21 protein-coding genes and 1 pseudogene are annotated in these 17,631 nt (G+C 69.1%); 7 read left to right on the top strand and 15 right to left on the bottom strand.

All coding sequences use genetic code 11. From position 1 onward, the window contains the following. Window positions 1–108: 108 nt before the first annotated feature. The 6 genes from ACRYJK_RS10795 to ACRYJK_RS10770 form a co-directional block, all read right to left on the bottom strand. Entirely contained in the window at window positions 109–489 is a 381-nt protein-coding gene (locus ACRYJK_RS10795) for a hypothetical protein (RefSeq protein WP_482667591.1), read from the bottom strand. Beyond that, window positions 486–809 carry a hypothetical protein gene (locus ACRYJK_RS10790; protein WP_482667590.1) on the bottom strand — a complete coding sequence of 108 codons (324 nt, stop codon included), beginning with the start codon at window positions 807–809 and terminating at the stop codon, window positions 486–488. The genes ACRYJK_RS10795 and ACRYJK_RS10790 overlap by 4 nt, the downstream gene beginning before the upstream one ends. Further along, window positions 806–1,267 (bottom strand): lysozyme, encoded by a 462-nt coding sequence (locus ACRYJK_RS10785; protein ID WP_482667589.1) that lies wholly within the window; start codon window positions 1,265–1,267, stop codon window positions 806–808. The genes ACRYJK_RS10790 and ACRYJK_RS10785 overlap by 4 nt, the downstream gene beginning before the upstream one ends. An 84-nt stretch (window positions 1,268–1,351) precedes the next feature. Next, complete coding sequence (locus tag ACRYJK_RS10780; protein WP_482667588.1) at window positions 1,352–2,506, bottom strand: aminotransferase class V-fold PLP-dependent enzyme; 1,155 nt, start codon at window positions 2,504–2,506, stop codon at window positions 1,352–1,354. Continuing rightward, on the bottom strand, window positions 2,503–3,324 hold the full coding sequence (locus ACRYJK_RS10775; protein ID WP_482667587.1) for a tryptophan 2,3-dioxygenase: 822 nt from the start codon (window positions 3,322–3,324) through the stop codon (window positions 2,503–2,505). Before ACRYJK_RS10775 ends, ACRYJK_RS10780 begins: the two co-directional genes overlap by 4 nt. Further along, on the bottom strand, window positions 3,321–4,532 hold the full coding sequence (locus ACRYJK_RS10770) for an LL-diaminopimelate aminotransferase (protein WP_482667586.1): 1,212 nt from the start codon (window positions 4,530–4,532) through the stop codon (window positions 3,321–3,323). Before ACRYJK_RS10770 ends, ACRYJK_RS10775 begins: the two co-directional genes overlap by 4 nt. A 165-nt stretch (window positions 4,533–4,697) precedes the next feature. Here ACRYJK_RS10770 and ACRYJK_RS10765 point away from each other — a divergent pair, with 165 nt between their 5' ends. Continuing rightward, complete coding sequence (locus ACRYJK_RS10765; protein ID WP_482667585.1) at window positions 4,698–5,414, top strand: extensin family protein; 717 nt, start codon at window positions 4,698–4,700, stop codon at window positions 5,412–5,414. Window positions 5,415–5,425: 11 nt separating this feature from the next. Beyond that, a complete protein-coding gene (locus tag ACRYJK_RS10760; protein ID WP_482667584.1) occupies window positions 5,426–6,343 on the top strand; it encodes an LOG family protein in 918 nt (305 codons plus the stop codon). On the opposite strand, the gene ACRYJK_RS10755 is transcribed toward ACRYJK_RS10760, so the two are convergent. From ACRYJK_RS10755 to rpmI, 5 genes are all read right to left on the bottom strand, one after another. Next, entirely contained in the window at window positions 6,340–6,483 is a 144-nt protein-coding gene (locus ACRYJK_RS10755) for a hypothetical protein (protein ID WP_482667583.1), read from the bottom strand. The genes ACRYJK_RS10760 and ACRYJK_RS10755 overlap by 4 nt on opposite strands. A 62-nt stretch (window positions 6,484–6,545) precedes the next feature. After that, on the bottom strand, window positions 6,546–8,936 hold the full coding sequence (gene pheT / locus ACRYJK_RS10750; RefSeq protein WP_482667582.1) for a phenylalanine--tRNA ligase subunit beta: 2,391 nt from the start codon (window positions 8,934–8,936) through the stop codon (window positions 6,546–6,548). After that, window positions 8,933–10,066, bottom strand: a complete 1,134-nt coding sequence (gene pheS / locus ACRYJK_RS10745; RefSeq protein WP_482667581.1) for a phenylalanine--tRNA ligase subunit alpha — start codon at window positions 10,064–10,066, stop codon at window positions 8,933–8,935. Before pheS ends, pheT begins: the two co-directional genes overlap by 4 nt. A 180-nt stretch (window positions 10,067–10,246) precedes the next feature. After that, window positions 10,247–10,624 carry a 50S ribosomal protein L20 gene (rplT, locus tag ACRYJK_RS10740; protein WP_482667580.1) on the bottom strand — a complete coding sequence of 126 codons (378 nt, stop codon included), beginning with the start codon at window positions 10,622–10,624 and terminating at the stop codon, window positions 10,247–10,249. A gap of 14 nt (window positions 10,625–10,638) precedes the next feature. Next, window positions 10,639–10,842, bottom strand: a complete 204-nt coding sequence (gene rpmI, locus ACRYJK_RS10735) for a 50S ribosomal protein L35 (RefSeq protein ID WP_482667579.1) — start codon at window positions 10,840–10,842, stop codon at window positions 10,639–10,641. A gap of 237 nt (window positions 10,843–11,079) precedes the next feature. Between rpmI and ACRYJK_RS10730 the strand changes: the two genes are divergently transcribed. Then, window positions 11,080–11,736 (top strand): OmpW/AlkL family protein, encoded by a 657-nt coding sequence (locus tag ACRYJK_RS10730; RefSeq protein WP_482667578.1) that lies wholly within the window; start codon window positions 11,080–11,082, stop codon window positions 11,734–11,736. An 88-nt stretch (window positions 11,737–11,824) separates the two neighbouring features. Here the strand turns inward: ACRYJK_RS10730 and ACRYJK_RS10725 are convergent, their stop codons facing one another. Continuing rightward, the gene (locus ACRYJK_RS10725; RefSeq protein ID WP_482667577.1) at window positions 11,825–12,262 is read right to left on the bottom strand and encodes a hypothetical protein; all 438 of its coding nucleotides are present in this window, start codon (window positions 12,260–12,262) and stop codon (window positions 11,825–11,827) included. A 156-nt stretch (window positions 12,263–12,418) separates the two neighbouring features. On the opposite strand from ACRYJK_RS10725, the gene ACRYJK_RS10720 reads away from it, so the two are divergent. Beyond that, window positions 12,419–12,628: a hypervirulence associated TUDOR domain-containing protein gene (locus ACRYJK_RS10720; protein ID WP_482667576.1), complete on the top strand. Its 210-nt coding sequence runs from the start codon at window positions 12,419–12,421 to the stop codon at window positions 12,626–12,628. A gap of 21 nt (window positions 12,629–12,649) precedes the next feature. On the opposite strand, the gene hisN is transcribed toward ACRYJK_RS10720, so the two are convergent. Both hisN and thiS read right to left on the bottom strand, forming a co-directional pair. Further along, on the bottom strand, window positions 12,650–13,438 hold the full coding sequence (hisN, locus tag ACRYJK_RS10715) for a histidinol-phosphatase (RefSeq protein WP_482667575.1): 789 nt from the start codon (window positions 13,436–13,438) through the stop codon (window positions 12,650–12,652). Between the two features lie 4 nt (window positions 13,439–13,442). Further along, window positions 13,443–14,388 (bottom strand): annotated as a pseudogene (gene thiS / locus ACRYJK_RS10710) (sulfur carrier protein ThiS). Window positions 14,389–14,528: 140 nt separating this feature from the next. Here thiS and aroQ point away from each other — a divergent pair. The 3 genes from aroQ (at window position 14,529) to accC (ending at window position 16,963) form a co-directional block, all read left to right on the top strand. Beyond that, window positions 14,529–14,975 carry a type II 3-dehydroquinate dehydratase gene (gene aroQ, locus ACRYJK_RS10705; protein ID WP_482667574.1) on the top strand — a complete coding sequence of 149 codons (447 nt, stop codon included), beginning with the start codon at window positions 14,529–14,531 and terminating at the stop codon, window positions 14,973–14,975. A gap of 139 nt (window positions 14,976–15,114) precedes the next feature. Next, on the top strand, window positions 15,115–15,582 hold the full coding sequence (accB, locus tag ACRYJK_RS10700) for an acetyl-CoA carboxylase biotin carboxyl carrier protein (RefSeq protein ID WP_482667751.1): 468 nt from the start codon (window positions 15,115–15,117) through the stop codon (window positions 15,580–15,582). A gap of 16 nt (window positions 15,583–15,598) precedes the next feature. Continuing rightward, complete coding sequence (accC, locus tag ACRYJK_RS10695) at window positions 15,599–16,963, top strand: acetyl-CoA carboxylase biotin carboxylase subunit (RefSeq protein ID WP_482667573.1); 1,365 nt, start codon at window positions 15,599–15,601, stop codon at window positions 16,961–16,963. A 125-nt stretch (window positions 16,964–17,088) separates the two neighbouring features. Here the strand turns inward: accC and ACRYJK_RS10690 are convergent, their stop codons facing one another. Then, the gene (locus ACRYJK_RS10690; protein ID WP_482667572.1) at window positions 17,089–17,595 is read right to left on the bottom strand and encodes a hypothetical protein; all 507 of its coding nucleotides are present in this window, start codon (window positions 17,593–17,595) and stop codon (window positions 17,089–17,091) included. Window positions 17,596–17,631: the final 36 nt, after the last annotated feature.

Raw genomic sequence — 17,631 nt, 5'->3', positions numbered from 1 at the left:
GCATTGTCACGGCCCCACGCATCTAGCGCGCTGACCCAGCGTTCATAGGCCGCGTCGCTGGTCAGCGCGTCTGGCCCCGGTTCGGGCCGGTCGGCGCGGGCGAACAGCTCAGCGGGCGGGTGCCCGACCGGGCTCGCGGCAGGCGGGGTGGTCGCGCAGGCTCCGCTCAGCGCACAGGCGCAGACGAGCGCGAGCCGACGGAGCAGCATCGGGCAGGTGGCGGGTGGCGGCATCGAATTGCTCCTGTCGTTGGCGGTCGGCGACGCGGGCGCGGTCCAGTCCGGTCGCGAGGCGCGCATCGGCGGTTAATTCGCGCGCACGCTGGCGCAGCGTCGCTTCGCGTTGTTCCAGCTTCGCGCGTTCGCGCGAGTCACGCGCAGCATCTCGGCGGAGCAGCGACACGGCGACGATCACCGCCAGCACCGCCGCCGCGCCGAGCGACAGCCGGCGTGGCAGGCCCCGCAGGGCGATGGCGAGCGCGGCGATCATCGCGCGACCTCGCCTTCGCCGCCGCTGAGTTCGATCGAACCGCCCACGCGGCCGCCGACGCTGGCGCGGAAGGCGCGCCGGTTGATGGCAAAGCCGAGGCCGAGCAGCACCGCGGCGATGGTCATGCCGAGCAACGCGAGCATCAGCTGCAACGCTGCCACGCGCTCGGCGGCGCTGGTAGGCGGCCACAGCGCCGGTTCCGCCAACAGCGCCACGATCCACGCGGCAAAGCCGGTCAGCACCACCGCGCCCGCGATCGAGGCGAGCAGCGCGATCATGGCGCGCGCCTCCCGTGCGGCGGCCGGGGCGAGCGCGCTCACGCCCCCGCACTCCGGTAAAGCCGCGCCTCGTCTGCGCGGCGCTTCACCAGGCCAGGGAGCTTGCGCCCCTTGGCAAGGACCCAGCGTCCGAACTGCGCCGCCGCGCCGTCGAAGTCGCCGGCATTGTGCAGCCGCACCAGCGTCGAGGCGCGAAAGGCCGCGCCGCCCACGTTGAAGGCCAGGCTGACCATCGCGTCGAACTGTGCCGGCGCACTTGCCGGACAGGCCGCCGCAACGACGCGCTCGAATCTGGCGAGGTCGCGGCGCAGCCAGTGTTCGGCGGTCTCCTCGTCGATCCGCAGACCCTCGACGACATGCGCGCCGGTCGAACCAAAGCCGATCGTCCACACCCCCGCCGGGCAGCGGTAGGCGGTGAGCCGGCTTCCCTCCCAGCGCTTGATGAGCGCGATGCCGGCGGGTGATACGCGGCGGGGGCTGGGGGATGGGTCGGCGGACATGGGCGCGCTCCGGTCAGGGTCTCCAAAGCGCGGCGGTTATGGTGAGCGACGCGCTGTAGGACAGAGGTCGGAACGCCGACCGGCCTAAAGCGCGTGCAATGCGTCGATCAGCGCGGAGAGGTCGCGTTCGCTCTGGTATAGCCCGAAGCCGATCCGCAGCACATCGCCGCGCACGTCGGTGATGACCTCGCGTTCGCGCAGACGCTCGCTCCACCGCGCGGCGTCGGGATGGCGCAGCGCGACGAAGCGCGCGTGCAGCGCGCCGGCGATGTCCGGGTTGACCCGCTCCGCCTCCCGCAGCGGCGTATCCCCGACCTGAGCCTCGAACGCACGGCGAAGCGCGTCGCAATGCCCGGTGATGCGCGCTGTCGTCAGCCCCTCGTCCGCGAGCATGTCGCGCACCGCGACGAAGCGGTAGAGCCCCGACGGATCGAACGTCGCGCCGAGCAAGCGCCGCGCATCGGGTGCATATCCCACCCCGCTCGGCGCCTGCAGATCGTCGAACGCCGCATACCAGCCGGTCAGCACCGGCCGGGCTGCGATGTGATGCGGGACGTGGAGGAAGCCCACGCCCTCCCCGGCCATCGCATATTTATATCCGCCTGCGACGTAGCAGAGGCGGTCGGCGAATGGCGCGAAGTCGCTCTCCACCGCCATAAAGCCGTGGTAGCCGTCGATCACCACGATCGGGCCGTCTCCACCGTCGCCGGCGATGTCCGCCAGCGGGGCGAGATCCTCGACCACCGCGCCCGTGCCGAACGCGACATGGCTCAGCACGACCAGCCGCGCGTCATGGTCGCGTGCCGCCCGCGCCACCCGCGCGGTGAGGTCGGGGCCCGCGGCGACGCGCGTGACGATCGCCTCCCCCGCCTCCTCCCACCGCGCCGCCTGGCGGGTCATCGAATGGAACTCGCCCTCGCCCATCACCAGCTTCAGCGGGCGCGGCAGGTGGCTCGCCAGCCGCACAATCAGCTCATGCGTGTTGCCGCCGAACACCACCGTCGACGGGTCGGGCAGAGCGAGTTCCTCGGCGACGTGGCGCTGTGCGGCGGGCCAGATCTCGCCCATCACCCGCTCCCACTTGCGGTCGGCAAGGCGCGCGGCATCCTCCCATGCGGCGAGCTGCCCGACATAGCTCGCGTCGGGCCACAGGTGATGGCTGTGCGCGGCGAAGTGCAGCCGCTCGGGCGCGGCGGCGAGGCTGCGCTGAAACAGGCGCCGCGCGTCGATCAGGCTCACAGCTCGGTCCGCAATTGCCACAGTTCGGGAAAGGCGCGCAGCCGCAGCGTCGTTTCGAGATAGCCGACCCCGCTCGACCCGCCGGTGCCGCGCTTGCCGCCGATGATCCGCGCGACGGTCATCACGTGGCGATAACGCCAGGTCGACAGCGCATCGTCGATGTCGACGAGCTTCTCCGCCAGCTGGTAGATGTCCCAGTAGCGATCGGGTTGGCGATAGGCCTCCGCCCACGCGCTACGCACGCGTTCATCCTCCGCCCACACAACATCGGCGGGACGTTCGAGCACGTCCTGCGGGATCGGCAGTCCGCCGCGCGCAGCGGCGGCATTGGCCTCCGCCCACAGGCTCGGCAGCGCCCTTGCCGCGCGGGTGGCGGGCCCACCCGCCGGCCCTTCACGCAGCCCCAGCCGCACCTCGAGCGTGCGGAACTGATCGGACTGAAAGCCCGAACTCGTCCCCAGCACCTCGCGAAATTCGGTGTAGTCGGACGGGGTCATCGTCGCCAGCACGTCCCACGCGCTGGTCATCGTCGCAAAAATGCGGCTGACTCGCGCGAGATGTTTGTAGGCGACGATCGGCCGGTCGGCGCGCACCTCTTCGATGGCCGCGTCGATCTCGGCGAGGATCTGCTTGATCCACAGCTCCATCGTCTGATGGAGGATGATGAACAGCAGCTCGTCATGCCGGTCGGATCGCGGCAGCTGGCTCGCCAGCACCGCGTCGAGGTTGAGGTAGCTGCCGTAGGTGACGCGCCCCTCATCCGCGCCGGCATCCCCCGACGCGGCCATCGGGCACCCGCTCGCCGCCCCCTCGCTCATCCCGCCAGCGCCTGGGTCGGCGTGTTGACCCCGCGCGCGGCGAGGAAGCGGCGGAGGTTGCGCGCCGCCTGCCGCAGCCGCTGCTCATTTTCGACCAGCGCGATGCGGACGAAGCCCTCGCCGTCCTCGCCGTAGCCCACCCCCGGCGCCACCGCGATGCCCGCCTCGCCCAGCAGCTGCTTCGAAAATTCGAGGCTGCCGAGGTGCGCCAGCGCGGGCGGCAGCGGGGCCCAGGCGAACATGCTCGCGGGCGGCGGGGGGATGTCCCACCCGGCGCGACCGAAGCTTTCGACCAGCACATCGCGCCGCTTGTGGTAGAGCGCACGGTTCTGTTCGACGATGTCCTGCGGGCCGTTCAGCGCCGCGCACGCCGCCGCCTGCACCGGCGTGAACGCACCATAGTCGAGGTAGCTTTTGACCCGCGTCATCGCCGCGATCAGCTTAGCATTGCCGACCGCGAAGCCGACCCGCCAGCCCGCCATCGAAAAGGTCTTGGATAGCGAGGTGAACTCGACCGCGACGTCCTTGGCGCCCTTCACCTGCAGGATAGAAGGGGTGGGCCGACCGTCATAGTAGAGTTCGGAATAGGCGAGGTCGCTGATGATCCACACCCCCGCCTCGCGCGCCCAGGCGACCAGCCGCTCGTAAAAGGCGAGGTCGACCGTCTCCGCGGTGGGGTTGGAGGGGTAGTTCACCACCAGCACGCTCGGACGCGGCACAGTGTACTGCATCGCCCGCTCGAGGCTCTCGAAATAGGCCTCGTCGGGCGTCGTCGGCACCGAGCGGATGGTCGCCCCGGCGATGATGAAGCCGAACGTATGGATCGGATAGCTGGGGTTGGGCGCCAGCACGACGTCGCCCGGCGCGGTGATCGCGGTGGCGAGGCTCGCCAGCCCCTCCTTCGATCCCATCGTCACCACCACTTCGCTTTCGGGATCGACCTCCACCCCAAAGCGCCGCGCGTAATAGTTCGCCTGCGCGCGGCGCAGCCCGGCGATGCCCTTCGACGCCGAATAGCCATGTGCGTCGGGCTTTCGCGCCACTTCGCACAGCTTGTCGATGACGTGCTGAGGCGGCGGCAGGTCGGGGTTGCCCATGCCGAGGTCGATGATGTCCTCGCCCCGGGCCCGCGCCGCCGCGCGCATCGCGTTGACTTCGGCGATGACGTAGGGCGGCAGCCGCTTCATGCGGTAGAATTCGTCCGACATGTCCCCCGCTATGCCGCGCCGCCCGCGCGAGGGAAAGGGCTGACCTCCCGAGCCGCTGCATGCCGGTTAACACCGCGTTGACCAACCCTCGCATCCGCAGGTTCATTGTGGATGATTAACGTCTCCTCCACCACGGCCCGAGTGGGCCGATGTTGGAGGCGCGACATGGCGAAATCCCGCACGGTGATGCTGCTCGCCAGCGCACAAGCGCTCGCACTCGCGGCGTGCGTGCCGGCGGGGCAGGCGCCCGAGCCGCGTGCGTCGCGCGATACGAGCGTGCGGATCGCCGCGCCCGTAGGACCCGGCCCGATCGCTCGCCGCACCGGCGCCGTCTCCGCCGCGCCCGACTGGCGCGAAGGCGAACGCTGCATCTCCAACCTGTCCGCCGTCGGCGCGCGCTTCACCCCGCTCGCCGATCGCGACATGGGCGCCAACTGCTCCGCGCGGTCGAGCGTTCGCCTGGCGGACATCGGCGTCCCGCAGACCAACCTCGGGCCGATGACCTGTCAGCTCGCCGGCGCCTACACCGGCTGGATCCGTCACGCGGTCCAGCCCGCGGCGCGGCAGGTTTATGGCAAGGACGTCGCGCGGGTCGAAACCTTCGGCACGCTCGCCTGCCGCAACATCTACAACCTTCAGGCCGGACCGCGGTCCGAACACGCCTACGCCAACGCCATCGACGTCGCCGCCTTCGTGCTCGAAGACGGGACGAAGGTCAGCGTGCTCGGCGGCTGGCGCGGTGACGAGCGCGACCGGCGCTTCCTGCGGCTGCTGCACGCATCCGCCTGCCGCCGCTTCGGCACCGTGCTCGGCCCCGAATATAATGCCGCGCACGCCAATCATTTTCACTTCGATATGGCGGAGCGCCGCTTCTGCCGGTAGCGCGGCAGCCCATGACCGAACCCCTCGATCCCGCCAGCGCAGCCGCCCGCGCCGCCTCGCCGTTCCCGCATGCGCATGAAGACGCGCGCTTCGCCGCGCGCACGCTGCCGACGCCGCAAACCGACCACCCCGCGTACCGCTTGGCGTTCCAGGACAATGAATTTCTGCTGCGCGCCGACCTGCGTCCGGTCCGCTTTCAGCTTGAGCTGATGAAGCCCGAATTGCTGCTCGACGAAGCGCAGATCGGGTCGATGTTCGTGATGTACGGTTCGGCGCGCATACCGTCGCCGGAAAGTGCGCCCGCGCTGCTCGCGGCGGCCAAGACGCCGGCCGAGCAGCGCGTCGCCGAGCGGCTGTGCGCCAACGCGCACTACTATGCCGAAGCCTATAAACTCGCGCAGCGGGCGAGCGCGGTTCCCCGCGACGAGGCCGGGATGCGCCACTTCGTCGTCTGCTCGGGCGGCGGGCCTTCGATCATGGAGGCAGCGAACCGGGGCGCCTATGACGCGGGCGCGGAAAGCGTCGGGCTCAACATCGTTCTGCCACACGAACAGGCGCCCAACCGCTACGTCACGCCCGGGCTGTCATTCCAGTTCCACTATTTCGCGCTGAGGAAGATGCACTTCCTGCTGCGCGCCCGCGCCGTCGCCGTGTTCCCCGGCGGCTTCGGCACGCTCGATGAAATGTTCGAGCTGCTGACGCTGGTGCAGACCGGCAAGATGACGCCACTACCCATCATCCTGTTCGGGCGCGATTTCTGGCAGCGCGTCGTCAATTTCGAGGCGCTGGCCGAAGAGGGCGTGATTTCACCGCGCGATCTCGACCTGTTCAAATTCGTCGAGACTGCCGATGAGGCGTGGGCGTTCGTCCGCGAATTCTGGCAGAATGATCCGCTCAGCGCACTGCTGACCGACGGCGATCGCGCCTAGCGGGCGGCGGCAACGACAGGCGGTGCGTCGGCCGCCGCCTGCGCGCTCACCCCCGCCGCACCGAGCGCGAAGCCGGCAGCCAAGGAAACGGCGAGCATCACGCGCGAGCGGGCGGCATGGGAGAGGCGGAGCGAGACCATGCGCTCACCCTGCACCGACGCCGGTTGAGCAATGCTGAATGCATTGGTCGCGCGGCGTTCAGCTAAGCCCGCAACGTCGCGCCGAGCTTTGCCGCCACAGCGACGATGCGCTCGCCGATCGCCTTGATCTCCGCGTCGGTGAAGCTCTTCTCCCCCGGCTGGAGCGTTACTTCGACCCCGACACTGGTTTGCCCGTCGGGGACCCCCGCACCGGTGAAGCGATCGAACACCCGCGCGGCGACGATGCTCGCTTTGTCCGCCCCCCGGACGGCGCGCACCAGTTCGCCAGCGGCCAGCGTCTCAGGCACGAGGAAGGCGAAGTCGCGGGTCACCGACTGTTGCAGCCGTGGCGTGAACGCAGGCCGCGCGGAACCGCCGGCGCGCTTCATCGGAATGGCCTCGAGGAAAATCTCTACTGCCACCGCCGCGCCGTTGATGTCGTAGGCGGCGAGCAGCGCCGGGTGCAGCGTCCCGAACCGCGCCAGCATCGCCTTTGGTCCCAAGCGCAGCGATGCGGACTGGCCGGGGTGCCACAGCCCGTCCACATCGGCGCCCGCGTCCATGACCTGCAGCCGCTCGACTGGCGCGCCGGCGGCTTCGAGCAGCGCTTCCGCCAGGCGCTTCGCCTCGAACGGCGACACCGGTGACGCGCGGCCGTTTTGCCACCCGCGCGGAGCCGCATCGCCGGTCAGCAGCAGCGTCAACGTGGGATGTTCGCCGTCGGCGAGGTAGCGCCGCCCGATCTCGAACAGCCGCACGCTCGCCTCACCACGCGCGGCATTGCGCGACGCCGCGCCGAGCAGCCCCGGCAGCAGCGACGGGCGCATTGCCTTCAGCTCCTCGCTGATCGGGTTGGCGAGGACATGCGCCGCGCCACCGAAGCGCGCCGCCTCGCCCTCGGCGATGAAGCTCCACGTCACCACCTCGCCCAACCCCAGGGCGGCGGCGGTGCGCCGCAGCCGGCGTTCGAGCCGCTGCTCGGCGGTCGCGGTCGCCAGCGCAACGCCCTCGGCGCGCGGTAGCGGGGTCGACGGGATCGCGTCATAGCCGCGGATGCGCAGCACCTCCTCGACGAGGTCCGCGCCGCCGTCGATATCACGCCGCCAGCTCGGCACCGTGACGCGCCACGGCGCACCGCGCTCGACGGTGAAGCCCAACCGTTCGAGGATCGCCGCCTGTTCGTCCTCGCTCACCTCAACTCCGCCCAGTCGCGCGGTCAGCGAAGGATCGAACGTTACCTCGGGGGTCGCGACCGGCGGTTCGCCGACCCGCGCGACGGCACTCGCCTCGCCGCCCGCATAATGCGTGATGAGGAAGGTCAGGATCGCGGTCGCATCGTCGAGGAACGCCGGGTCCACCCCACGCTCGAACCGCGTCCGCGCGTCGCTGGTCAGCGCCAGCGCCTGCCCGGTCAGCGCGATGCGCTCGGGCGTGAAATAGGCGACCTCTAGCAGCACGTCGCGAGTGGCTTCGCTCACCCCCGAATCTTGGCCGCCCATGATCCCGGCGATGTCGTGTACGCGCGCGTCGTCGGCGATGACCGTCATGCCCGGCTCGAGCGTATAATCCTTGCCGTTGAGCGCTGTGACGCCCTCACCTTCGCGCGCGGCCCGCGCGGTCAGCGTGCCGGTCAGCCCCGCCATGTCATAGGCATGGCTCGGCCGCCCGAGGTCGAGCATGACATAGTTGGTGATGTCGACGATGAGGTTGATCGAACGCTGCCCGACCGCCTCCAGCCGCCGCTTCATCCAGTCGGGCGTCGGACGCGTAGCATCGACCCCGCGAATGGCGCGGCCCCAGAAGGCGGGACAGCCCGCCGCGTCGTCGATGCCTATTGCCGGCGGCTCGCCCGCGCCCTCGACCACCGGGACCTCAAGCGGGACCAGCGTCCCCAACCCCGCTGCCGCGAGGTCGCGCGCGATTCCGCGCACGCCCATGCAGTCCTGCCGATTGGGGGTGATGCTGACGTCGATCACCGGATCGCCCGCGCCCGCATAGTCGGCGTAGGCCGTCCCCACCGCGCCTTCCGCATCGTAGAGATCGAGGATGCCGTCATGCTCGTCGCCCAGCCCAAGTTCGCGCGCCGAGCACATCATGCCGTTGCTCGTGACCCCGCGAATGGCGGAAACTTTGAGCTCCATGCCGTTCGCCGGGACCACCGCGCCGGGCAAGCCGAGCACGCCGACCATCCCCGCACGCGCGTTGGGCGCGCCGCACACCACTTGCAGCGGCTCAGCCCCATCGCCGGTGTCGACGCTCAGCACCTGCAGCTTGTCGGCCTGCGGGTGGCGTTCGGCGGTCAGCACCCGTGCGATGCGGAAACCGGCGAGCTTCGCCGCGGGGTCCTCGACCCCCTCGACCTCATGCCCGATGCGGTTCAGGGTCGCGACGACATCGTCGAGCGTGTAATCGCCGCTGAGGTGGCTCTTGAGCCAGTCGAGCGTGAACTTCACGGGCGCATCCCCCCCGACAACGTCGGCACGTCCAGCGCGCCGAACCCGTAATGCCGCATCCAGCGGACGTCGCCGTCGAAGAAGGCGCGCAAATCGTCCATCCCATATTTGAGCATCGCCAGCCGATCGACGCCGACACCAAAGGCAAAACCCGACCATTCGTCAGGATCGACGCCCCCCGCGGCGAGCACCTTGCGATGCACCATGCCGCTCCCCAGCAGCTCCATCCACGCATGGCCGGGCGCGTCGCCGTCACCGCCGACGATGCGCCGCCCCGCCTCCGCGCGATAGCCGACGTCGACCTCCGCCGACGGTTCGGTGAAGGGGAAATAGCTCGGCCGCAGCCGCAGGACGATGTCGTCGGTTTCGAAGAACGCCTTGAGGAACGTCTCGAGCGTCCATTTGAGGTGGCCCATGGTGATGCCACGATCGATCACCAGCCCCTCCACTTGGTGGAACATCGGCGTATGCGTCGCGTCGCTGTCGCTGCGATAGACGCGCCCCGGCGCGATGATGCGGATCGGCGGTTGCTGGTCGAGCATCGTGCGGATCTGCACCGGCGACGTGTGCGTGCGCAGAACGAAGCGCTGGTTGCTGGCCAGCCCCGACGGCGGAGCAAGTCCGCCGTCAGTCGAGCCGCGCTGCGGTCCGACGTAGAAGGTATCGTGCATCGCGCGGGCGGGGTGAGTCTCGGGGATGTTGAGCGCGTCGAAATTATGCCACTCGTCCTCGATCTCCGGCCCGGTGGCGACCGCGAAGCCGAGGTCGGCGAAAATCTCCGCGAGCTCGTCCATCACCTGACTGACGGGATGGATGCTGCCGCGCGGGTGCGCGTCGGCGGGGAGGCTGAGGTCCAGGCGCTCGCCAGCCAACCGCTCGCTCATTGCCGCGGCTTCGAGCGCCGCCTTGCGCTTCGCCAGCGCGCCGCTCACCGTCTCGCGCAATGCATGGATGCGCGGGCCTTCGGCCTGGCGCTGTTCGGGCGACATCGCGCCCAGCGTCTTCAGCAGCGCGCTGACGCTCCCCTGCTTGCCGAGCGCCGACACCCGCAGCGCCTCCAACGCGGGCAGATCGGCCGCCGCCTCGATGCCGGCGAGGAGTTGCTGCTGAAGGTGCGATAAGTCCGACATGTTTTCCGTCATGGAGCGTGGGAGCGAGCCGCCGCCTGTGCCGCAAAAGCGCGGCGCGCGAAAGTCCAGCCGCCGACGCCCGGAGCAGCGGGCGGAGGGATGGAAGGCCTGAACACCACGAAAAAACGCGCGTGGCTCGCACCACGCGCGTCGTTTCACGTTCGCAAGCGACGGGAGCCGTCAGGCGGTCGCCTGCGCCTCCGTCGGCAGCGCGGCCTTGGCCTGCGCGATCACCGCGGTGAACGCTGCGCCTTCGTTCATGGCAAGGTCGGCCATGATCTTGCGGTCGAGCGTGATGCCGGCAAGCTTCGCGCCGTGCATGAACTGCGAATAGGTGATGCCCTCCGCGCGCACCGCCGCGTTGATGCGCTGAATCCACAGCGCGCGGAAGTTGCGCTTCTTGGCCTTGCGATCGCGATAGGCGTACTGGCCGGCCTTTTCGACCGCCTGCCGCGCGATGCGGATGGTGTTCTTGCGCCGGCCATAATAGCCCTTCGCCTGGGCGAGGATATTATTGTGCTTGGCGCGGGTGGTGGTGCCCCGTTTGACGCGTGCCATCGATCAGCGCTCCCTTACTTCAGGCCGTAGGGCGCCCACAGGCGCACGTGGGCGACATCCGCATCGCTCAGCACGCTGGTGCCGCGGTTGCTGCGGATATATTTCGCATTGTGGCTGATCAGGCGGTGGCGCTTGCCGGCGACGCCGTGCTTCACCTTGCCGGTGGCGGTGAACTTGAAGCGTTTCTTGACGCCGCTCTTGGTCTTGAGCTTGGGCATTTTCGTCCTTTCCGTTGAGACGCCCCTCAGCCCGCCGTGGCAGCCCTGATGGCCAGGCGAGCGTCGATGGGACGTGTCGTGAAGCTGCGCCCTCTAGCCGAACCGGCCCCACTTCGCAACCGCGCGCCGTGACCTCCGCGCAACAGGGTGACGATCACGCAAAACTTTGATCTTGATCAAAGTTTTCGGGGCTTATCGGCGTAGCGGCAACCCATCACCCAACCAAAGGAGGCATCGGTGACAGGGTATAAAAAGGCGCTGCTGGCGCTCGCGATTCTGAGCGGCAGCACCGCAGCGCAGGCCGAAAAGGGCGATGTTCTGGTGCGCGCTCGCGCCATCGTCGTCGCGCCCAACGAAGAGTCGAACGGCGTCAACCCGGCATTCCCCACCGACCGCCTGCAGGTCAACGACGTGGTCACGCCCGAAGTCGACGTGACCTACATGTTGACCGACAACATCGGGGCCGAACTGATCGCCGCGACCACGCGCCACAGCATTTCCGGTGTTGGCGCGACCGCCCCGCTCGGCAAGCTCGCTGAAACGTCGGTGCTTCCGCCGACGCTCACGCTGCAATATCACCTCGCCCCGACGGCGAGCGTGCGGCCTTATGTCGGCGCGGGCATCAACTACACGATCTTCTACAATTCCGATCCGACCCCGGCGCTGGAAGGCGCGGTTGGCGCGACCCGCGTCGGACTGTCGGACAGCGTCGGCTGGGCGGCGCAGGCGGGGGTCGATTTCGACATCGGCCGCAACCTGTTCCTCAACCTCGACGTCAAATATATCGACATCCGCACCACCGCGACGCTGACGACGGCGGGCGCCGGTGTGCAGACCAGCCGCGTACGGTTGTCGCCGTTCGTATTCGGCGCAGGGATCGGCACGCGCTTCTGACGCGCGCCATTCCCCGCTGAGCCGATCGACAAGGCGCGCCGTTCACCCTTCTTCGGCGCGCCTTGTCATCGTTGGGCAGCCTCGACCGTCACGCGACCCCCGGCGTCGGCGGCAGGGCTTCGGCCGCCCGCCGGGCAGGCGCCTCCCAGATGATCATCAGCAGCCCGCTGATGATGAACAGGGCAAAGCCCGACAGCAGCCAGGGATGGATATACCAGTGCGGGCCCCATTCGAAGGTGCCGGCCATGATCTTCTTCCAGCTGTTAAAGTGCTGGGTTGCCGCGACGACGAGGCCGAGCACCCCCAGCACGGTGCCCAGCATCCGCCCGATCCAGTGCCGCCACAGCGGCGTCAGCAGCAACAGGCCCAGCAGCCCGATCACCGTGCGCTGCGTCCGGCAATAGGGGCATTCATAAACCAGCCCGGTGAGGTCGCTCGCCCAGGTGAGAATGCTGAGCACGATCGCGGCCACAGCGAGCCAGCGACGGTTCAACCACGGAAAATCGTCCGCCAACAATGATTGCATGGTTCCCCCCTCCCAATCAAAGATACACTATATCATTGGAAGGTCATGGGCGCGCGAGTCAATGGCCGCGGCGGGCGGACCGCACGCCACCTCGCGGGCGAGCGACAAGTTCGCGCCAGCGGCGTTGTATCGGTGTCTCACGGGAGGAGTTCGGATATGACGACCGGTCTTCGCAAAGGCACGCGCGTCCGCTGGAACAGCCACGGCGGCACCGCCCATGGCAAGATCGTCCGCAAGATCACCGAACCGATGGACATCAAGGGGCGCCATGTCGCCGCATCGGAGGATGATCCGCAGTGGCTCGTCGAAACCGACGACGGCAAGCAAGCCGCCCATCGCCCCGACGCGCTCGAACGCGACGACTGAACGCCACCCCCCCGGCGGCCGTCATCCGTGATGGCAGGCTAATGCTTCCAGCACGTCTTCCATCCGCGCCGGGTCGCCCAGCGCGATGACATCGCCTCCACTCGCGGCATGAAGCGGCTCACCCGCCCAATCGCACATCAGCCCGCCCGCGCCCTCGACCACCGGCGCCAGCGCGGCGAGGTCGTGCAGTTTCAGCCCCGCCTCGACCACCAGGTCGACCTGTCCCATGCTGAGCAGCGCGTAGTTGTACGCATCGCCGCCGTAGACGATGCGCGGCGTCGCAACCTTGCCCGCGAGGCTCAGGAAATGCTCGCCCTCATGCGCCGAAAACAGGTGCGGGCTGGTCGTCGCCAGCATCGCGGAGGACAGCTCGCGGCAAGCCCGCGTGCGGACGACACGCCCGTTGAGCGTCGTCGCCTGCCCGCTCGCGCCGAGCCAGCGTTCGCCGAGCACCGGCTGGTCGATCAGCCCCAGCACCGGGAAGCCATCGACCATCAGCGCGATCAGCGTCGTGAACAGCGGCCGCCCGGCCATGAAGCTGACCGTGCCGTCGATCGGATCGAGCACCCATTGCCGCGCCGCGCCGTCGCGGGACTTGCCATATTCCTCGCCAACGATGCCGTCCGCGGGCCGTTCGGCGTCGAGGATCGCGCGCATCGCAGCCTCCGCCGCACGATCCGCGCGCGTCACCGGGGAGGCATCGCCCTTGGCCTCCTCCCCCAAGTCGTCGCTGCGATATAGCGGAAGGATTGCCCCGCGCGCCGCCTCCGCCAGCCGCTGCACCAGCGCAATATCCGCGTCGAGCTTCACGAGGTCAGATCAAGCCCGCGAGCGGCGAACTCGGGTCGGCGTATTTGCGCGTCGCCATGCGGCCCGCGCGGTAGGCGAGGCGGCCGGCTTCGACCGCGGCTTTCATCGCGGCGGCCATCAGGATCGGGTCCTTCGCCTCGGCAATGGCGGTGTTCATCAGGACGCCGTCGCAGCCAAGCTCCATCGCCACGGCGGCGTCGCTGGCGGTGCCGACGCCCGCATCGACCAGCACCGGCACTTTCGCGCCCTCGACGATAAGCCGGATGGTGACGCGATTCTGGATGCCGAGCCCCGACCCGATCGGCGCGCCCAGCGGCATCACCGCCACCGCGCCCGCATCCTCCAGCTGCTTCGCGGCGATCGGATCGTCGACGCAATAGACCATCGGCAGGAAGCCCTCCTTGGCCAGCGTCTCGGTCGCGTGCAGCGTTTCGCGCATGTCGGGGTAGAGCGTCTTCGCCTCGCCCAGCACCTCCAGCTTGACGAGGTCCCAGCCCCCTGCTTCGCGCGCCAACCGCAGCGTGCGCACCGCTTCCTCGGCATTGAAGCAGCCCGCGGTATTGGGGAGGTAGGTGATTTTCTTGGGGTCGATGAAGTCGGTCAGCCGCGGCGCGTTGCGATCGGTGAGGTTGACGCGGCGCACCGCGACGGTGACGATCTCCGCCCCCGCAGCCGCGACCGCGGCGGCATCTTGCGCCAGATCCTTATACTTGCCGGTGCCGACGATTAGCCGCGAGGTGTATCGGCGCCCGCCCACTTCCCAGCCATCGTCCTGCGCGGCAGCCGCCGACGCCAACGTCCCAACCTGATCAACCACCGCCCACGAACTCCACGATTTCGAACTGGTCGCCCGCCGCCACCACAACGTTGGCGAGCGTCGAGCGCGCCACGATCTCGCGGTTGCGCTCCACCGCCACCCGCGCGGGGTCGAGCCCCAGCTGCGCGATCATCGCCGCGACGCTGATCCCTGCCGCGACCTGCCGCGGCTCGCCGTTGAGGGTGATGTCGAGCATGGCGCCGATGTGGCCGCGCGTCGCGCTCGGCGCAAGGGCGGCTTGCGTGGGAACGCGCCCCATGCCACCCGCCCGGCATGAGCGAGCTGCGCACGATCTTCGTCCTCAACGGCCCCAACCTCAACCGCCTCGGCGCCCGCGAGCCCGAGATTTATGGCCACGACAGCCTCGACGACATCGCGGCTGAGCTGTCGACCCGTGCGCGCGAACTGGGGGTGGCGGTCGACGTCCGCCAGTCGAACCACGAAGGCCACCTCATCGACTGGCTGCACGACGCTGAGGACGCGCAGGCGCTCGCTGTTCTGCTCAACGCGGGCGGGCTCACGCACACGTCGGTCGCGTTGCACGATGCGGTGCGCAGCATCGCCGTGCCGGTGATCGAGGTGCACCTCTCCAACCCGCTCGCGCGCGAGGATTTTCGCCACGTCAGCCTGATCGGGCAAGCGGCGCGGGGCACGATTTCGGGCTTCGGCGCGCGTTCCTATCTGCTCGCGCTGGACGCCGCGGCGAGCGGCGACCTATAGCGACCGGATGATCAGCGGCGCGGCGCGCACCCACGTTAGCTTCGAAAGGCGGCTTCCCCCAATGAGCGATCACTCGAGCGACCATCGCGACGACGACCATGACGACCTGCCGCATGGAGCCGATCACGACGGGCAGACGATGCGCGTCGATGCGGCGCTCGTGCGTGAACTCGCGAAGCTCGTCGCCGAGGGCGATCTGGGCGAGATCGAGGTGCGCGATGGCGATCGCCGCATTCGGGTGAGCCGCTACGGCGCCGCTCCCGCACCGGCTCCGGCCCCGGCACCCGTTTACGCGACGGCGCCCGCTGCGCCGGCGGCCGCTCCGTCGAGTGCCCCCGCGACCGACGCACCCGCCGCCGCAGCCAACCCGCTGGAAGGCGCGGTTCCCTCGCCGATGGTCGGCACCGCCTATCTCGCCGCCGAACCCGGCGCCGCGCCGTTCAAAAGCGTCGGCGACAAGGTTAGCGAGGGAGAGACCGTGCTGATCATCGAAGCGATGAAGGTGATGAATGCGATCCCCGCGCCGCGCGGCGGCACGCTCACCGCGATGCTGGTCGACAATGGGCAGCCGGTCGAATTCGACCAGCCGCTGTTCGTGATCAGCTGACGCGAAGGGTTCGGGCATGGCCATCGACAAGCTGCTGATCGCCAATCGCGGCGAAATCGCGCTGCGCATCCATCGCGCCGCGCACGAGATGGGCATCAAGACGGTCGCAGTGCATTCCACCGCCGACGCCGACCTGATGCACGTCCGCCTCGCCGACGAAGCGATCTGCATCGGCCCGCCCGCGGCGCGCGACAGCTACCTCAATATCCCCGCGATCATCTCCGCAGCGGAGATTTCGGGCGCCGACGCGATCCATCCGGGCTACGGCTTCCTCAGCGAAAACGCGCGTTTCGCCGAGATCATCGAGGCGCACGGCATCGCCTTCGTCGGCCCCAAGCCCGAACATATCCGCACCATGGGCGACAAGGTGGAGGCCAAACGCACCGCCGGCGCGCTGGGGCTACCGCTCGTCCCCGGCAGCGACGGTGCGGTCAGCGATCCGGTCGAAGCCGCGCGCATCGCGGCGGACATCGGCTACCCGGTAATCATCAAGGCCGCGAGCGGCGGCGGCGGGCGCGGCATGAAGGTGTGCGAAAGCGCTGACGACCTCGCCACGCTGATGGCGCAGGCGGGCAGCGAGGCGAAGGCCGCGTTTGGCGACGCCACCGTCTATATCGAGAAGTACCTCGGCAACCCGCGCCACATCGAATTCCAGATTTTCGGCGACGGCAAGGGCAATGCCATCCACCTCGGCGAACGCGACTGTTCGCTCCAGCGCCGCCACCAAAAGGTGCTGGAAGAAGCGCCCTCCCCGGTCATCTCCGCCGAAGAGCGCGCGCGCATGGGCGGCATCTGCGCGCGGGCAATGGCCGACATGGGTTATCGCGGCGCGGGGACGATCGAATTCCTGTGGGAAGACGGGCAGTTCTACTTCATCGAAATGAACACCCGTATCCAGGTCGAACATCCGGTGACCGAGATGATCACCGGCTTCGACCTCGTCCGCGAACAGATCCGCATCGCCGACGGGCACCCGCTGTCGGTGCGTCAGGAAGACCTCGAGTTCCGCGGCCACGCCATCGAATGCCGCATCAACGCCGAAGACCCGCGCACCTTCGCGCCGTCGCCAGGTCTGGTGAAGGCCTATCACCCTGCCGGCGGCATGCATGTGCGCGTCGATAGCGGGCTTTACGCCGGTTACCGCGTGCCGCCCTACTATGACTCGATGGTCGCCAAGCTGATCGTGTACGGCCGCACGCGGCAGAGCTGCATGATGCGCATGCGGCGCGCGCTCGAGGAAATGGTGATCGACGGCATCACCACCAACATCCCGCTGCACCAAGCGCTGCTGCGCGAAAGCGACGTGATCGACGGCGACTACACGATCAAGTGGCTGGAGCAGTGGCTCGCGCGGGAGGCGGAGGAGTCGAGCGCGGCCTGAACCTGCGCCGACGACCTCCTTCCGTCACCCTGAACTCGTTTCAGGGTCCATGGCGCAGCCGCGGCGCGTGGATGCTGAAACGAGTTCAACATGACGGAATTGATTTGCGAACCGCCGCCCGTGGCTTAGCGAGATAAGGCGCGCACGCTCGCCGCCTGTTGCTCGGCGATGGCGCGCACCTCCGCCTGCGCGCCGGCATAGGCGAGACGGTCGCCTTCGCGGGCCTGTTCACCCGCGGTCTGGGCAAGCCGATCGAGCTGGTCGAGCGCGAGGCGGGTGCGGCCCCGCGCGGTCTCGATGCGCGACAGCGCCACCTGGCCCAGCGCCCAGGCCTCCGTGCCCACCGCCGCGTTGCGCCCGGCGGCGGCCTGCGCGCGGTTGGCGGCGAGCGCCGCGTTGAACTCGCGCGCGCCCGCCTGCGCCTCGGCCAGCCATCGTGCCGCCGCCGCGGTGCCATCGGCGCTGGCGACGGGCGGAGCGACGGGCGCCGGATCGACGCCGCGCGCCGCCTGTTCGGCCGCGATGATCGCTTCGACCGGACGCCGCTCGAGGCTGGGAAAGCCGGCGTCATCGACCGTCGCACAACCGGCGAGCGCGGCGGGTGCGAGGATGATCAACGTCAGGCGGCGCATGCGCTCGACTTAGGCGACGACCGCGCACCGGGCAAC

It is taken from the genome of Sphingomonas sp. BLHR8, from assembly GCF_056821725.1.
This window is presented reverse-complemented; position numbering and strand designations above follow the sequence as displayed.

Excerpts from the sequence above, each read along its gene's own strand:
- aroQ (WP_482667574.1), top strand. The coding sequence starts at position 14,529 with ATGAGCGAGCTGCGCACGATCTTCGTCCTCAACGGCCCCAACCTCAAC.
- ACRYJK_RS10775 (WP_482667587.1), bottom strand. The coding sequence starts at position 3,324 with ATGAGCGAGGGGGCGGCGAGCGGGTGCCCGATGGCCGCGTCGGGGGAT.
- accB (WP_482667751.1), top strand. The coding sequence starts at position 15,115 with ATGCGCGTCGATGCGGCGCTCGTGCGTGAACTCGCGAAGCTCGTCGCC.
- ACRYJK_RS10720 (WP_482667576.1), top strand. The coding sequence starts at position 12,419 with ATGACGACCGGTCTTCGCAAAGGCACGCGCGTCCGCTGGAACAGCCAC.
- ACRYJK_RS10770 (WP_482667586.1), bottom strand. The coding sequence starts at position 4,532 with ATGTCGGACGAATTCTACCGCATGAAGCGGCTGCCGCCCTACGTCATC.
- ACRYJK_RS10725 (WP_482667577.1), bottom strand. The coding sequence starts at position 12,262 with ATGCAATCATTGTTGGCGGACGATTTTCCGTGGTTGAACCGTCGCTGG.
- accC (WP_482667573.1), top strand. The coding sequence starts at position 15,599 with ATGGCCATCGACAAGCTGCTGATCGCCAATCGCGGCGAAATCGCGCTG.
- ACRYJK_RS10785 (WP_482667589.1), bottom strand. The coding sequence starts at position 1,267 with ATGTCCGCCGACCCATCCCCCAGCCCCCGCCGCGTATCACCCGCCGGC.
- ACRYJK_RS10760 (WP_482667584.1), top strand. The coding sequence starts at position 5,426 with ATGACCGAACCCCTCGATCCCGCCAGCGCAGCCGCCCGCGCCGCCTCG.
- ACRYJK_RS10795 (WP_482667591.1), bottom strand. The coding sequence starts at position 489 with ATGATCGCCGCGCTCGCCATCGCCCTGCGGGGCCTGCCACGCCGGCTG.
- ACRYJK_RS10765 (WP_482667585.1), top strand. The coding sequence starts at position 4,698 with ATGGCGAAATCCCGCACGGTGATGCTGCTCGCCAGCGCACAAGCGCTC.
- ACRYJK_RS10755 (WP_482667583.1), bottom strand. The coding sequence starts at position 6,483 with ATGGTCTCGCTCCGCCTCTCCCATGCCGCCCGCTCGCGCGTGATGCTC.
- pheS (WP_482667581.1), bottom strand. The coding sequence starts at position 10,066 with ATGTCGGACTTATCGCACCTTCAGCAGCAACTCCTCGCCGGCATCGAG.
- ACRYJK_RS10690 (WP_482667572.1), bottom strand. The coding sequence starts at position 17,595 with ATGCGCCGCCTGACGTTGATCATCCTCGCACCCGCCGCGCTCGCCGGT.
- rplT (WP_482667580.1), bottom strand. The coding sequence starts at position 10,624 with ATGGCACGCGTCAAACGGGGCACCACCACCCGCGCCAAGCACAATAAT.
- rpmI (WP_482667579.1), bottom strand. The coding sequence starts at position 10,842 with ATGCCCAAGCTCAAGACCAAGAGCGGCGTCAAGAAACGCTTCAAGTTC.